At 54.8% G+C, this 14122-nt stretch carries 10 protein-coding genes; 5 read left to right on the forward strand and 5 right to left on the reverse strand.

The window, feature by feature from the left end:
* Positions 1–94: 94 nt before the first annotated feature.
* The gene (locus SH248x_RS04695) at positions 95–1930 is read right to left on the reverse strand and encodes a UbiD family decarboxylase (protein ID WP_459557361.1); all 1836 of its coding nucleotides are present in this window, start codon (positions 1928–1930) and stop codon (positions 95–97) included.
* 231 nt (positions 1931–2161) lie between these two features.
* On the opposite strand from SH248x_RS04695, the gene SH248x_RS04700 reads away from it, so the two are divergent.
* The 3 genes from SH248x_RS04700 to SH248x_RS04710 all read left to right on the forward strand — a co-directional run bounded on the left by SH248x_RS04700 (position 2162) and on the right by SH248x_RS04710 (position 6212).
* Positions 2162–3355: a metallophosphoesterase gene (locus SH248x_RS04700; protein ID WP_459557362.1), complete on the forward strand. Its 1194-nt coding sequence runs from the start codon at positions 2162–2164 to the stop codon at positions 3353–3355.
* A gap of 262 nt (positions 3356–3617) precedes the next feature.
* Positions 3618–4385 carry a 3-deoxy-manno-octulosonate cytidylyltransferase gene (gene kdsB, locus SH248x_RS04705; protein ID WP_459557363.1) on the forward strand — a complete coding sequence of 256 codons (768 nt, stop codon included), beginning with the start codon at positions 3618–3620 and terminating at the stop codon, positions 4383–4385.
* 213 nt (positions 4386–4598) lie between these two features.
* Positions 4599–6212 (forward strand): CTP synthase, encoded by a 1614-nt coding sequence (locus SH248x_RS04710; protein ID WP_459557364.1) that lies wholly within the window; start codon positions 4599–4601, stop codon positions 6210–6212.
* Positions 6213–6607: 395 nt separating this feature from the next.
* Here the strand turns inward: SH248x_RS04710 and SH248x_RS04715 are convergent, their stop codons facing one another.
* Complete coding sequence (locus SH248x_RS04715; RefSeq protein ID WP_459557365.1) at positions 6608–7228, reverse strand: type II secretion system protein GspG; 621 nt, start codon at positions 7226–7228, stop codon at positions 6608–6610.
* A gap of 102 nt (positions 7229–7330) precedes the next feature.
* Complete coding sequence (gene rimI, locus SH248x_RS04720) at positions 7331–7876, reverse strand: GNAT family protein (protein WP_459557366.1); 546 nt, start codon at positions 7874–7876, stop codon at positions 7331–7333.
* A gap of 413 nt (positions 7877–8289) precedes the next feature.
* Here rimI and SH248x_RS04725 point away from each other — a divergent pair, with 413 nt between their 5' ends.
* Positions 8290–10509, forward strand: a complete 2220-nt coding sequence (locus tag SH248x_RS04725) for an AsmA family protein (protein ID WP_459557367.1) — start codon at positions 8290–8292, stop codon at positions 10507–10509.
* 239 nt (positions 10510–10748) lie between these two features.
* Here SH248x_RS04725 and SH248x_RS04730 read toward each other — a convergent pair whose 3' ends face one another.
* Positions 10749–11897, reverse strand: coding sequence for a GNAT family N-acetyltransferase (locus SH248x_RS04730; protein ID WP_459557368.1), 1149 nt, complete (start codon positions 11895–11897; stop codon positions 10749–10751).
* 168 nt (positions 11898–12065) lie between these two features.
* On the opposite strand from SH248x_RS04730, the gene SH248x_RS04735 reads away from it, so the two are divergent.
* Positions 12066–12869 (forward strand): hypothetical protein, encoded by an 804-nt coding sequence (locus SH248x_RS04735; protein ID WP_459557369.1) that lies wholly within the window; start codon positions 12066–12068, stop codon positions 12867–12869.
* A gap of 94 nt (positions 12870–12963) precedes the next feature.
* Here the strand turns inward: SH248x_RS04735 and SH248x_RS04740 are convergent, their stop codons facing one another.
* On the reverse strand, positions 12964–14106 hold the full coding sequence (locus SH248x_RS04740; protein WP_459557370.1) for an aminotransferase class V-fold PLP-dependent enzyme: 1143 nt from the start codon (positions 14104–14106) through the stop codon (positions 12964–12966).
* Between the last annotated feature and the right edge of the window lie 16 nt (positions 14107–14122).

Below are 14122 nucleotides of genomic sequence, written 5' to 3' on the forward strand. Positions count from 1 at the left end.
GGGTGTGAACCCCCTGTCTTCATTGGTTCTTATGAATCGAGCGCGTACACATTTTAAGGTGAGTTAAGACAGGGGGTTGACACCCCCCGCTCGCCTAGAGGATGCCGTGGAGTGGGCCGCCGGGTTTGGCGAGCTCGTTGATTCGCTGGGTGACTTTGGGGTCTTCGACAAGCGGCGGCGCGTGGTGAGGCTTGATGCGGGCGTCGATGACGAGTGGGCCGGTGCAGCCCCAGTGTTTGTAGACGGTCGATGAGCCGATGCCATAGATATCAGTCGCCGGGTTGGAACGGGTGAAGGTCATCCACAGGAAGTTGTTGAGGCTCTCGGACGCGAACTGGCTATCGTCGACGATGATCCACAGCGGGAAATTGGTCAGCGGATGGTCGAGGGGGATCGACTGCGTGAAGCGTAGCATGTCCTGTTCATAGCCAGCATGCTTGCCGGATGGTCCCTGGATGAACGCAATCCCCGGCAGCAGGTTCCCCCGGACATTGCCGAAGCCATCTGGCAAGGAGAAGGGACCCGAGATCTCCCGCAGCAGGTCGCGTCGCTTCTCACCGGCGGCGGCGATGACGACTTTCGAGCCGCTGTTGAATCCTTGGCCGGAGTAGTCGAGGGTGTCGATGGTGGTTTTGGTCTGGAAGTGCAGATCGGTGTTCCAGTCGACACGTTCGAGCAGGTGCATCAGGAACTGATCGATATGATGAATGTCGAGTCCGGGGGCGTCTTCGGTCGCAATGATGAGCAGGTACTTGGCGAGCGAAAGTTGACCTTGTCCGAGAATCGCGTTGGCGATGGTCAACAGTTCCATCGGCCGTCGTTTTTTGTTGTAAGGCGTGTAACGCTCGCTGCCGATGGCCAGGAGCAATGGGTGAACGCCGGCCGCATCAACGGCATGAATCGCATGCACCCCCGGGAGGACGGTCGGGATGATAGGACCAGTGATCTCATGGATGATTTCGCCGAACGACGTGTCTTCCTGCGGCGGACGACCGACAGCGGTGAATGGCCAGATGGCATCGGGACGGTGATAGACAGCGTCGATGTTGAGGACCGGAAAGTCGTGTTGAAGGCTGTAATAACCAAGGTGATCGCCAAAGGGGCCTTCCGGGAGCTGGCGGTTCGGATCGATCGTCCCGACAATGCAGAAATCCGCTTCCGCATAAATCGCGGGTCTGCCGGGTTGGGAGATCATGGGAATCCGATGCCCGGCGAGGGCGCCTGCGAACATCAACTCGCTCATCCCTTCCGGAAGCGGCATCACCGCTGAGAGAGTCATGGCAGGTGTTCCGCCGACGAAAATGTTGACCCGAAACGGCTTGCCGGCCTCAATCGCAGCGGCATGGTGAACGCCGATGCTGCGATGGATCTGGTAGTGCAGGCCAATCTGTTTGTTGAGTTGGTACTCGTTTCCAGACAGCTGGACCCGGTACATGCCGAGATTGGATTTCATCAGGCCGGGGGATCGAACGTCTTCGGAATAAACCTGTGGCAGGGTGACAAACGGTCCGCCATCGTTGGGCCAGGAGACGAGCTTGGGAAGGTCTTCGATCTGGCAGGTCTGTTTGAGAATAGGCCCACGGGAAACCTTCTTCGGCAGCATCGACAGCGCCGTCGGGACCGCGCGGGCGTAACGAAGCGGATTGGACCAGGCGACGTTGGGATCGATCTTCAATTCGACAAGTCGACGGACATAATCGAGCGTATCCCGAAACAGGAATCGGGTGCGTTCCATCGTCCCGAAGAGATTGCTCACCATCGGGAAGCGGCAGCCTTTGACCCGTTCAAACAAGATCGCGGGACCGCCCGCCAGATAAACGCGACGCTGGATCTCCGCCGCTTCCAGATGCGGATCGATCTCGACCGCGAGACGGACGAGATGACCATGTTTTTCGAGATCACGGACAGCGGCTTGGAGGTTGCGGTGCATGGAAGATGTCTCAGAAAAATTTGCCACAGAGATCACAGAGGTCTCAGAGGTGAGAACGAGCGAAGAATGAAGTCAGATCAAGACTGAGAAAGATACAGACTTTGATCTTCCTCGGTGACCTCTGTGTCCTCTGTGGCTAATAACATTCTAAATTCTAGGAAAGCAGGATGAAGAAGTCGTCGCACGGGTGGCGTCAGGTGAACAGTGGCGTTAAAACCGAGGGACATTCGGATGGAACAACTCGACTTTAGTGCGGGCAGAATGCTCATATTTTTGTATTACGTTTGGTTATGGCTGGGGTATTGCTGGTGGCCAGTTGCTGTCTGTAATCGGTTTTTGAGTTTGCCGATTCAAGATCACAAGCTCAGCCTGATTCGCGTCATCATTCATGACCTGCCGATGCTCGTGGGGCCTTTCATTATTGCAGTGGTGGCATGGAAGGAACAATCGACGTCCAATCCTGTTACTGGGGACATAATTCGTTTTTTTACCTGGGTCTGTTGGCTGGGCTGGGTTGGGATTCTCTGGGGCTATCTGCGGAATCAGCTGCAATGGAGGATGTCTCAAAGGTTGTCGCATGAAGAGGTTCTTTCACGATTTACTCGGGCGGAAACCCACGCTTTTCCGGTTGTTGGCTGGCGCCCCAAGGCCATCGTGGCGAAGTTTCCGGGGAACGAATCACGCCGGTGTGAGTTCAACCGCAAACGGCTGGACCTTTTTCACTTACCCGCGCAACTTGATGGACTGCGAATCCTGCATTTCAGCGATGTTCACTTTCTGGGGGATATCCCGAGGGAATTTTTCGAGGCGGTTTTTGAACGAATTTCTCAGACAGAGTACGACTTAGCAATTTTCTCGGGGGATCTGGTCGACGATCCGAGTCAGGCTGAGTGGTTGACGACGACATTCTCTCGTGTGAATGCCAAATACGGGCGATTCGCGATTCTCGGAAATCACGACTGGGCGTTCGGCGATCCGGAGATTCTGCGGAATCAATTGCGAGACATCGACTGGACCGTTCTCAATAACGAGTCAGTGGTTCTCGAAATCAATGGGACAACGATTGGCATTTATGGCAGCGAGTTCCCCTGGATGGGGCATCTGCCGACGGACATTCCAGACTTCGCGGGAACGGACTTTCGGCTCCTCATCAGTCACACCCCGGACACGATTGCCTGGGCACGGCGTCAAGAGTTCGACCTGATGCTCGCAGGCCACAATCACGGCGGGCAGATCCGAATTCCATTCTATGGCCCTGTCTACTCGCCAAGTCGTTACGGAGTCAAATATGCCAGCGGGGTCATTGATGAACGTCCGACGTTGATGCACGTCTCAAGGGGAATCTCGGCCCGGGTCGCGATTCGTTACAACTGCCTGCCCGAAGTGACAGAAATCGTTTTACGATCACAGCGGGCCTCGACCTGATGCAGGGGAGATAGTTGAAACGCAGAGCTCGCGGAGTGGAGCAGGGATCGCGGAGTTCTGATTTCTCCTTCGACAATTCTCTGAATTCAGTTCCTTTTGCTTTCCGTCGCGTCTTCGCGCCTTTGCGTTAATTAAAAAATATCTTCTCCGCGTCCTCTGCTCCCCTCCGCGATCTCTGCGTTCCAGTCTTCTCTACCCGGCCGGGATTGACGAGCCGAACCGCGTCCGATATTTCTGGGTCATCCTTTGCATGGAGGCTCAAATGCACGTTGTTGGTATTATTCCCGCCCGTTTGTCGTCGACTCGACTTCCCGAAAAAATGCTGCTGGCAGAAACCGGCAAGACCTTGATTCAACATACGTGGGAAGCGGCGCGGGCGACGAAATCGCTGGATGAGGTCTACGTCGCGACGGATTCGGAGCGAATTGAATTCGCCTGCCGGGCCGTCGGGGCGAGCGTCATCATGACGGGGGAGCATCCCAGCGGAACCGATCGCATCGCCGAGGCCATACTGAAGCTTCCTAAGCAACCGGATATTATCGTCAACATTCAGGGTGACGAGCCGGAGATGGCAGCGGAGAGTGTTGATGCGATGGTGAACGCCCTCAAAGAACACCCGGAAGCCAGCATCGCGACTCCGGCCTGCCCCCTTTATGATGTGGCAAAGCTGAAAGATCCCTCCGCCGTTAAGGTGACGGTCACCTCAAGCGGACGGGCGCTCTATTTCAGTCGCTCGCTGATTCCGCATTCGCGTGACATGCCGATTGAGGATGTGATGGAAAAACTGGACGGCCAGCCCTCCCCCTGGCTGTTGCACATGGGGGCATACGCCTACCGTCGCGAGGATCTGCTGAGGATCACAAAACTTCCACCCTCCAAACTGGAACAAATGGAGCGACTCGAACAATTGCGGGCTCTGGAAGCGGGAATGATTATCCAGATCGCGACCGTGAGTGGTCATTCCTTCGGAATTGATACCCCGTCGGATTATGCGGCATTTGTCGCGAGATATCGCTCGACTCAGAAGTGATCGCCGACGCTGGAAAAAATCGCGAAACTTGTCACACTAGCTCAGTCCGGAATTTCGCTGGTTGCCGTGACAACTCAATGCCCTGAAATTAGCTACCAAAGGGGCAGAGATCACTGAGAAGAGGACAGCCGACTTCGTCTTGTTGGCACGCGTCGCTTCTTCTCTGAGGCCTCTGTGCTCTCTGTGGCAAACCTGCTTTAGGATTCGGTTCTCGTGCCTACGAAACACATTTTTGTTACTGGTGGTGTTGTCAGTTCGCTAGGAAAAGGGCTGACCGCGTCTTCGATCGCTCTTTTGCTCGAGCGACGGGGGCTGACGGTCCGGATGCAGAAGCTTGACCCGTATCTGAACGTCGATCCGGGGACGATGTCTCCCTACCAGCACGGCGAAGTTTATGTGCTCGACGACGGTTCCGAGACCGACCTCGACTTGGGGCACTACGAGCGGTTTACGAATTCGCCGCTGTCTCGCGAATCGAACTACACGACGGGGCAAATCTACCTGTCGGTCATCGAAAAAGAACGCCGCGGCGAGTACCTCGGCGCGACCGTGCAGGTGATTCCCCACATCACCGATGAAATTAAACTGGGTGTCAAAAAGCTGGCCCGTCCGGATGTGGATGTTGTCATCACCGAGCTCGGCGGGACTGTTGGCGATATCGAAGGACTGCCGTTCCTCGAAGCAATTCGCCAGATTCCGCTCGAAGTTGGCAAGGAAAACTGCCTGTTCATCCACTTGACCCTTGTGCCTTATTTGAAAGCCGCGAAAGAGCTGAAAACCAAGCCAACACAGCACAGTGTCGGTCAGCTGCGTCAGATCGGGATTCAACCCGACATTCTGGTCGTCCGGTGTGAACGCCCCCTCGGACGTGATAACGCCGATAAGATCGCCCTCTTCTGCAACGTCGAGAAGAACGCCGTCATCGAAGAGGTCGACAAAGAGTTTTCGATTTACGAAGTGCCGCTGGGGCTGGCCGAGAACAAGATCGACGAACTGATCATCAACAAGCTGGGACTGGCTGGTCGCGCCCGTCATCTGGAGTTGGACGACTGGCGTGAATTAATGCACCGCAATCGTCATCCAGAACATGAAGTGACCATCGCAGTGGTCGGGAAGTATATCGAGCACAAGGACGCGTACAAGTCGATCTACGAGTCCCTCGATCACGCGGGGATTTCCTGCAAGACAAAAGTTCTCGTTAAGCGAATCGAGTCCGCTGAACTGGAAGGGGAAGACGCTGCGAATCTGCTCAGAGGCGTCCACGGTATCCTCGTTCCCGGTGGCTTTGGCTACCGCGGCATCGAAGGAAAGATCAAAGCAATTCAGTATGCGCGAGAGAACAAGATTCCGTACTTTGGAATCTGCCTGGGAATGCAGACAGCGGTGATTGAATTTGCACGTCATGTCCTTGGACTCAAGGATGCCAACAGCACGGAGTTCGTGACCGATACAGCAGATCCCGTCATCTGCATGCTGGAAGAACAGCGCACGATCACGCGCAAAGGTGGCACGATGCGCCTCGGCGCTCAACCCTGCAAACTGACCAGCGGCACGATCGCCCAGCGCTGCTACAACGCCGACGAAATCATGGAACGTCACCGACACCGGTACGAGTTCAACCCCGATTACCGCGACCGCTGCAGTCAAGCAGGGATGGTCTTTGCGGGACTAAGCCCATCTGGAAAACTGGTCGAAGTGGTCGAACTCAAGGATCACCCCTGGTTCGTCGCGGTGCAGTACCACCCGGAGTTCAAGAGCAAACCCTCAAAGCCGCACCCGTTGTTTAAGGGGTTTGTGGAGGCGGCGCTGGCGAAGCAGGGAGCGTAAGCACCGGGAAAGTCATTGGACACGATTGCCGTACCTCCATTGCCAGCACCAGAAGGAGAAAAATCCACCGGTTGTGTACCAGAGCGTATCGTAGGCATCTGCTGTGACCCACTGAGACCAATAGGGACTCTGTGGAAAAATGATCTCGAACATGACCGACCAGACGATGATCGCGATCAGGATTTCGAACGCGCTAGGTGGCAGGTCGCTTGTTCGGGTCCTGCAGTACCGGGCGAGTGATAGAACGACGGGTAAGAGAAATGGGATGCAAATAAGGTCGTTAAAGTACCCTTGGAAGAATTCGTTTGTAGTGAGTGGCTTCAGAATGAGGCGATTCACAAAGTAGAGAACCAGTGACACGAGAAAAAGCTCATCATGGAGATATCGAAATCGCATCAGTGTCCGCTCGGTATATGTAAAGGCAACATGACGGACCCGATGACCACAGCCAGTACGACAAATCCAAGAGCCTGAAACAGCGCAACCCACGTAAGAATTCTGTGATCTTTCGGCAGCTTTCTCAAACTCACAAATATCATCAGTGCAATCATGCTTCCGGCATACAGTCCTGCTCTTTGGAAACCAGAAGCATCAACTTCGTTCTCGTCAGTTTCCATGAAGAATTGCGCAAGTGTAGGCAATCTCACTTCTTGATTTCGCCTATCGTGATAAAGGTCGGCATCCAGTCCGATACCCCCTCTGCTGCCGTCTTTTCCGAGCGAGAAAATTTCGTAGCCATCATCTCGGCTTTCGAACTCGAAAGGTCGCCCCCACTCGTCGGAAAGCAAATCTTCCGTTGTTTCAAGTTCATTGAGATTTGCAGGAAAACGATTCTGAAGCTTATGAAATTCTTGAACTTTGCCATCGAGACGACGTAGTTTGATTACGGTGTAGCCTTGATTCTTGCAGACATACATCTCGCCACGATGATGTTTCCAGGCAATCAGATTCAACAAAAGGAATACTGTTGCCCCACACAGGCACGAGAAAAGTATCTCAAGAGGCACTTTTCTCATAGTGGCTTTTCAAATTCAGGTGGTGAGAGAAAGTCGAGCGTCGCGCAAAAGAAAAGGGGGCCTTAAGCCCCCCTTTGGTTTTATCAGTTCGCCGATCGTCTGTCACGCCGCGTCGCGGTCGTACAGGTCGTAGCTGCTGATGCGATTGGTTGGCTTGAAGGTCGTTTCTTCCGCGGATTCTTCGATGAGCAGGTAGCTCATGATGTAGGCGGCTTCTTCGGTGTCTTCGTAACGGCCGCGGACGATGGTGATGGCGAGGAAGCCGAGGCTCTTGAAGAAGAGTTGAGCCGAGAGGTTGGACTCTCGGACTTCGGTCACGATTTCGCGTCGGCGCTGTTGCGAGAGCTTATCGATCAGTCGCTGAATCATTCGCTGGCCGATTTGTTGGCGTCGGTAGCCTGGGGAGACTGCGAAGTTCAGGATGTGCAGGCGAGATTTGTGGAGTTCGTAGATCATGAAGCCGACGATCTTGCCATCCTGCTCGGCGACCATTCCGATGCAGTTGCGTTGTCGCAGGCAGCAGAGGAAATCTTCCTCGGTCCACTGAAACTCGAAGCTGGCTTGCTCGATCGCCAGAACTTCTTCCATGTCGCGTCGGATAAGCCAGCGGATTTGCAGTTGGTCTGGCTGATGAATTTTTAGTGACACGACGGCCTCCTTGCCGAGTGCTGATGGGTGAGGAGCACGACTGTGCTCTTTATCTTGGCAGCGGGTCAGTCTCTGTGCGTTCCAAACGACAACTGACGGGCTGTGTGAGTGACGAACAACCGATGAGGTGTTGCTCAAAGATGACCAAGTCAAAGTACCAGAAGGTTCAACACGTGCAAAGGTGAATGTCCTGCCTTTTTTCTTCGACGCGTTGGGGATGCAATTTCAACCGATTTTTACAAATCACGCAACTCTGCCAAAGTTTAATTCAAGTCATTTTCGGGATCACAGGCCAGTTCGTTCGTCAAGATGCCCTTGCAAGTTCTCCGCTGAAAAACGACATTCAATGCTTGGTTATCACCTTAGGAGAATGGATTTGTCTGGAGAGTTCAGGCAAAAGAAAGATGGAGCGCATGTCGAACGATTTTGAATCCGAACAAACACCCGAGATCAGTCAGAAAAACAAGAAGAAAAAGTCCTGGGGATTATGGTGGAAGCTCCCCCTGCTGCTGATCGTCGCGATCCCGGTGGCAGGTTACTTCCTGCCGCAGATTCTCTCGCAGCCAGGCGTCCTCGCGGGACTGCTCAATACAGCGTACAAAGACAAGCAAGCCCGCTTCGAAATCGATGGCGCGACGCTGGCATGGAACCAGCCGATCGCCCTGTCGGGCCTGAAGATTCACGATGAGAACGGCGAAGTCCTCAATCTCGGCGGAGTCAATACAGCGGCATCCTTATGGGATCTGCTGCAACAAAAGTCGCCTAACTATGAGCTCGTGATCTCGAAGCCCCATCTGCATTTGATCATTGACGAAAACGGAACGAATGTTGAACGCCTGATCGAACGCCTCAGCAGCGATGACAGCGAAGCGGAAAGCGTTTACAACGTTCGCATCAGTGAGGGGACTGCTCTGGTTGAAGACAAAGTCAAAGGGGAGAAGATCGATGTCTCCCATATCGAAGCAGACGTGAAGTACAGCTCCGCTAGCGAAGAGCTGATGACCAAGACCCGATTTGATCTGGCTCACAATGGCCAGACAGGCAAGTTTGCTCTCGATCTGGAACCAGTGGAACGAGGGACGAAATTCGTGACTCAAACTGGCGATGTCCCTTTGACACTGCTGGCACCTGTGCTGGAGTCAAAAGCTCCCGGATTAAACCTGCGTGGCATTCTCAACGGTACGATCGAGGGCGTCATCCCTTCAGAAGCCAATGAGCAGGGGGAATTGATCAAGATCGATCTGTCGATCGCTGGGCTGGATGTTTCGGGTGAAGAGTACCTGGGCAAATCGATTTTCTCGTCGCCTGATGTCAAGATCCGCGGTTCAATCAATCCACAGACAAACGCGGTTGACCTCGTCACGCAGCTCGCGTCCTGGGCGATTGATGAACCGGTGGCTGCTGGCTCCGCTGAGCGACAGCGGATCTGGTCGAACTCCGCCAGTGAATTGCAATTTCGTGGACAGTACACCGCAGCCAGCGATGCTTTCGTGGCGGAAATCCTGCGGTTAACGAGCACGGAAGTGTCGATCGAAATTGCTGGCGATATCAAAGAGCTTTCGACGCGACAGGTCTACGACATCACAGGGCGGACTGCCATAGATCAGCGGCTGCTGGATAACGCCGTCAAAGCGAAACTGACTTCGATGAATGTGCGAGTTGACAGTTTGAAGACAGGTGACTTTCGGCTGCAGGGGCCTCTGTGGCAAATTACTCCGTCGCAAGTAGCGGGTGAGCCTGACAAACGCACGTTCAATCCCGAGTTCAGTGCTGCGACGAGAATCAGCTGGCAGAACATCGGGTATGAGACTTTTGATCTCGGTGCAGGGACAATGGACGTCGGGATGAAGAATAACATCGTCTCGTTGAGGCCGACGCCCCTCAACCTGCTGGGTGGACGAGTCGACCTGACCTCTGCGTTTGATATCACAGACACCAACGATCCCATTGTCATGGTGCCCGCCGGCGTGAAGATTGACCGTGCGGGGATCAACACCGATCTCTCACGCCGCTGGCTGCTCTATGTTTCGCCACTGTTTGCGGAAGCAACGGCGATCGAAGGAACATTCACTCTTGAACTCCCTCAGATCAAAGCGAAAGTCAGCCAGCTGGCGATGCAGCGTTCCGAACTTGCCCTCACGTTTCATCAGGCGAGACTGGGACCAGGACCGCTGATGCAGCAGGTCGCAGGCATGATCTCGCAGATGCAGTCGACGATTGGTCGCGAGCCGGGCAGGGGGCTCGGAGGGATTGTCGGCGGTGTTCTGCAACCCGACGTGCAATGGATCGGCATTCCCGAGCAGCGCGTCACGCTGGTTGTTGACCAGGGTAAAGTCTCGCATCGAGACCTGGCCTATCAGGTGGGCGATGTGCGACTCGTCTCGACGGGCTCAATCGGTGCGATTGATAAACGCCTCGACCTGAATTTCGCGATGGGCATTCCGGACAAATGGGTCCAGAATCGTCCGCTCCTGGCGAGCATGGCCGGGCAGTCAGTCAATATCGCCGTCGGCGGGACATTGTCACAGCCGCAGGTCGACCTGCGCAACATGGCCGACTTCGGTAAGCAGATCGGTGCAGGCGCGATCGGCGGCCTCATCGACAATCTGATCGAGCGACGACGAAACCGATAACACGTTCACGGCTGACATGCACGGAGAAATCCAGAGAGGGAGAAACCCAACCACGGATGGACACGAAGAAACACGGATAGGAAGAAATTAGAACCGCAGATGAACGCAGATAGGAGAGAGAAATGATTTCTTCTCAGTATTGGTTTGTTTGATCTGTGTCTATCTGTGTCTATCTGTGTTGATCCGTGGTTAGTTTTCGTTGCCTTCTGATGAGAGGCACGGAGTTGGTCTGCAGGACATCAGCGTCTGGGCGTGAAAAGACGCAGCGCCGATGTCGCAGGGGAATGCGGCCTGAGTGGGATTGTTTCGCGAACAGGGACTGCCAGATCAATCTCATCGATCGATGGGATTGGTTCTTGATGTCCCAGGGGCTTTCCAAGCAGCGCGTTCCAGCGCGATCCCAGGCCCGTCTGCGAAAAGAGAACAGACTGCTGGTAGGTCGTCGGGACAGTCAATCGACTAGCCCATGGCAAGAGGCTGGCATTTTCGGAGGAGGAATAGCTGGATAGACGATAGTTCTGGTGGCCTCGACTCAGACCGTCTTTGGTGAGTTCGCCGATCAGCAGATCGACGCCGGTCTCAGTAGGCGACAGAAATAGTCCCCCCTCCATCCCGAACTCGGTCGCGTGCGCGATCAGGAGGGAGATGAGTTTGCCGGACTGACACACGATGGTTGCATCCAGCAGGTTCTGCGAATCCAGCATCTCAATCAGCGAAATAAGACGGCATCTTCGTGCCTCCGGCCAGTCATCAGGATAAGCGGAGTTGAGGCGTCGGATCAGTTTCGATGTCAGATTGGTCGCCTCGCCACTGCGAAAACGATGAAGCGTGATAGCTGGCAGTTCTTTTCCAAACCGGAACTGATGCTTCGTCAGTTCTTTGCAAAGCCGACTCTCGGCGTTCTCAACAGTCGTTAGATCAATGATGTGCTGAGTCCAGCTCTTTCGCGTGACAGGTTTTTGGTCCACGATGCGAAAACTATTCTCAGCTCGGCCCTGGTCAAGACCTGGCCGATCGATCGGGCCGACTTCGTAGAGATCGAAGTCGCATAGCGAGTTGACGAACTTTGCAGTCCCTGTAAAAACAGCTGCGAGATTCGGCCCGACTGGCAGCATGGGAGAAGGCCAGAGCGTTGGCACCATTCGCAGTGTGACGTTCTTTCCAGACTTTTGCTCAACCAGCGGCATGATCCCGACAGGACGACCTGCCAGATAGATCGCCAAGGCTCGTGGCTGAAGAACATTTTCGTAACGACTGACAACGGCCTGATACCACTCGAAACTTCGAAACAGCGACGCTCCGTCCGGTGCCCTGTCACACAGCCCACGCCATTCGTCCTGGAACTCATCCAGTTCGGACAGCGACGTGATCTGGTTGTATTGAAACATGATGGCACCCGAGGGTAAGAATGCGTTCGCACTGTAACGGCGTTACTTAGCAGTCTCAACGAGGCAAATTGCGTTCCGTAACAGATCTTCGCATTTTGACGGCAAAACGTCGCGAAAAGGCAACATGGGCAATTGGCGTTGATGCAGTTCCGCCACACGATCGCTAAAATGAAGTGGCTCAAGTTTCTGCAGGGAGAGGTCCTGTTGGCGATGTCTTTTCAACTCACTTTGTCAGACAAACTGACGTCCGATATCGACCTGTCCTCGCTGCCATGGAACAGGCTTTGGAATCTGTCGGCGAGCGAATTGGAGGAGATTCCGATCCGTATCGGGAAGTCCTCGCAACGACTGTCGACCGTCTGCCAGATCGATCAAATTGCTGATAGCCAGTCACGAATGACAATCAAGAATTGCACCTCCCGCGTTCATGGAATCGCCGTCGGTCTGAAGGCGGGGGAAGTGATCGTCAACGGTGACGCAGGCCATCGTCTCGCAGTCGATATGACTGGCGGTTTCTTGAAGATCATCGGGAGCGTCGGCAACGACCTTGGCGGCGCATCGCCGGGGAACAACGCAGGCATGCGTGGCGGCGAAATCCACGTCAGCGGCAATGCAGGCAATAACGTCGGGGCGAGACTGCGTCGTGGCCTGATCGCGATTGCTGGAAACGTTGGCGATGACTGCGGAGTCGACGCGATCGCAGGAACGATCATGGTCCTCGGCGATGTGGGCGCGCGAGCCGGGATGGGAATGAAGCGGGCTTCGTTGATCGTCGGCCATGCCGGGAAGATCGATGCGTCCCGTTATGACGCGGCGATGAAAACGATGCCGACGTGGTTGCGGGTTTACTTTCGCTCGCTGACTTCGAAAGGGTTTGTCATTCCAGCCATCTGGATGAATGGTCCCTATCAGCGCTTCACGGGCGACCACACCGGACTCAGCAAAGCCGAGATCTGGGCGCTATGTGATTGATGTAGGGTCCGCTGTGCGGACCATCAAATGCGGCCTTATATCAGCTCGGCGACCAATCTGATATTAACACGTTTCACGGTCCGCACAGAGGACCCTACGAGTGCAAGATCGTTGCCAGATGATCCGTCAGCCGTTGCAGCATCTCAGGCGTTGTATAAGCATGAGGGCTGAAGCGTACCTTTCCGCCGCGGACACTGCAGAGAACTTTCTTCTCAAACAGCTTGTTGCGAATCTCCATCGGATCGTGTCCTGCGAACTCAAACGGGACAATCCCCGACCAGTGGTCATCACTTCTGTTGGCAGTCGTTCGCCCGCCGAGGGACTCCATGTGGCTGACTAGTTCATTGGTGACTTCGTGAAGCGATTCCGAGATCGCCTTGATGCCGAACTTCTCAAACAGGTCGAGTGAGGCTTTCAAGCCCTGGAAGCCGGGCATGGCGTAGGTGCCCCCTTCGTAGCGTTGAGCCGTCTTTTTGACGTTCAGTTCCGGAGTGTCGAAGTTGTAAGACGACTCGACACTGTTCCAGCCGATGCTCACAGGATCGAGCAGGTTGAGGTGTTCGGCTTTGATATAAAACACCCCAGCCCCTTCTGGACCGAGCAGCCATTTGTGGCCGTCTGCGGCGAGGAAGTCGATCCCGGAGGCTTTGACATCGAGCGGAAACATTCCGAGCCCCTGGATGGCATCGAGGAATGCGAGCGCTCCATGCCTGTGGGCGATCTCCGCCAGCTGTGACGGATCGATGCGGTGACCACTATTGAACGAGACCCAACTGGCGGCGACGATACGGGTCTTTGAATCGCAGGCTTCGTTGAGTCGCTCGAGATTGACTTGCCCATCATCAACAGGAACGATACGGACTTCGACGCCGCGTCGCTTCAGATTCATCCAGGGAAACAGGTTGGAGGGGAATTCATTCGCTGGGACGACGACGTTGTCACCTTCACGAAATGGAAAGCCTTCTGCAACGAAGTTGATGCCTTCGGTCGTGCTGCGAATCAGAGCCATTTCATCGGTGCTGGCGTTGATCAATCGGGCAGCTGTCCCACGCAGGTCTTCCAGCTTGGCCCGCCACGCAGGCCAGTTGGCACAGCCGAATTGTTCGACACTGCGCACCCAGTCGATGATGGCGGCGGCTGTCGCTGGAGGGAGCGGCGCGACAGCGGCATGGTCAAGATAAACCCATGATGGATCGACGGCCATTTCATTGGCGAACAGGTGGCGAGCAGAATTCATCGGGAGACCTTAAATT

The sequence above is a fragment of the Lacunimicrobium album genome (assembly GCF_052161635.1).
Lineage (GTDB): Bacteria > Planctomycetota > Planctomycetia > Planctomycetales > Planctomycetaceae > SXPC01.

Excerpts from the sequence above, each read along its gene's own strand:
- SH248x_RS04730 (WP_459557368.1), bottom strand. The coding sequence starts at position 11,897 with ATGTTTCAATACAACCAGATCACGTCGCTGTCCGAACTGGATGAGTTC.
- SH248x_RS04695 (WP_459557361.1), bottom strand. The coding sequence starts at position 1,930 with ATGCACCGCAACCTCCAAGCCGCTGTCCGTGATCTCGAAAAACATGGT.
- SH248x_RS04700 (WP_459557362.1), top strand. The coding sequence starts at position 2,162 with ATGGAACAACTCGACTTTAGTGCGGGCAGAATGCTCATATTTTTGTAT.
- SH248x_RS04715 (WP_459557365.1), bottom strand. The coding sequence starts at position 7,228 with ATGAGAAAAGTGCCTCTTGAGATACTTTTCTCGTGCCTGTGTGGGGCA.
- SH248x_RS04725 (WP_459557367.1), top strand. The coding sequence starts at position 8,290 with ATGTCGAACGATTTTGAATCCGAACAAACACCCGAGATCAGTCAGAAA.
- SH248x_RS04735 (WP_459557369.1), top strand. The coding sequence starts at position 12,066 with ATGAAGTGGCTCAAGTTTCTGCAGGGAGAGGTCCTGTTGGCGATGTCT.
- kdsB (WP_459557363.1), top strand. The coding sequence starts at position 3,618 with ATGCACGTTGTTGGTATTATTCCCGCCCGTTTGTCGTCGACTCGACTT.
- SH248x_RS04740 (WP_459557370.1), bottom strand. The coding sequence starts at position 14,106 with ATGAATTCTGCTCGCCACCTGTTCGCCAATGAAATGGCCGTCGATCCA.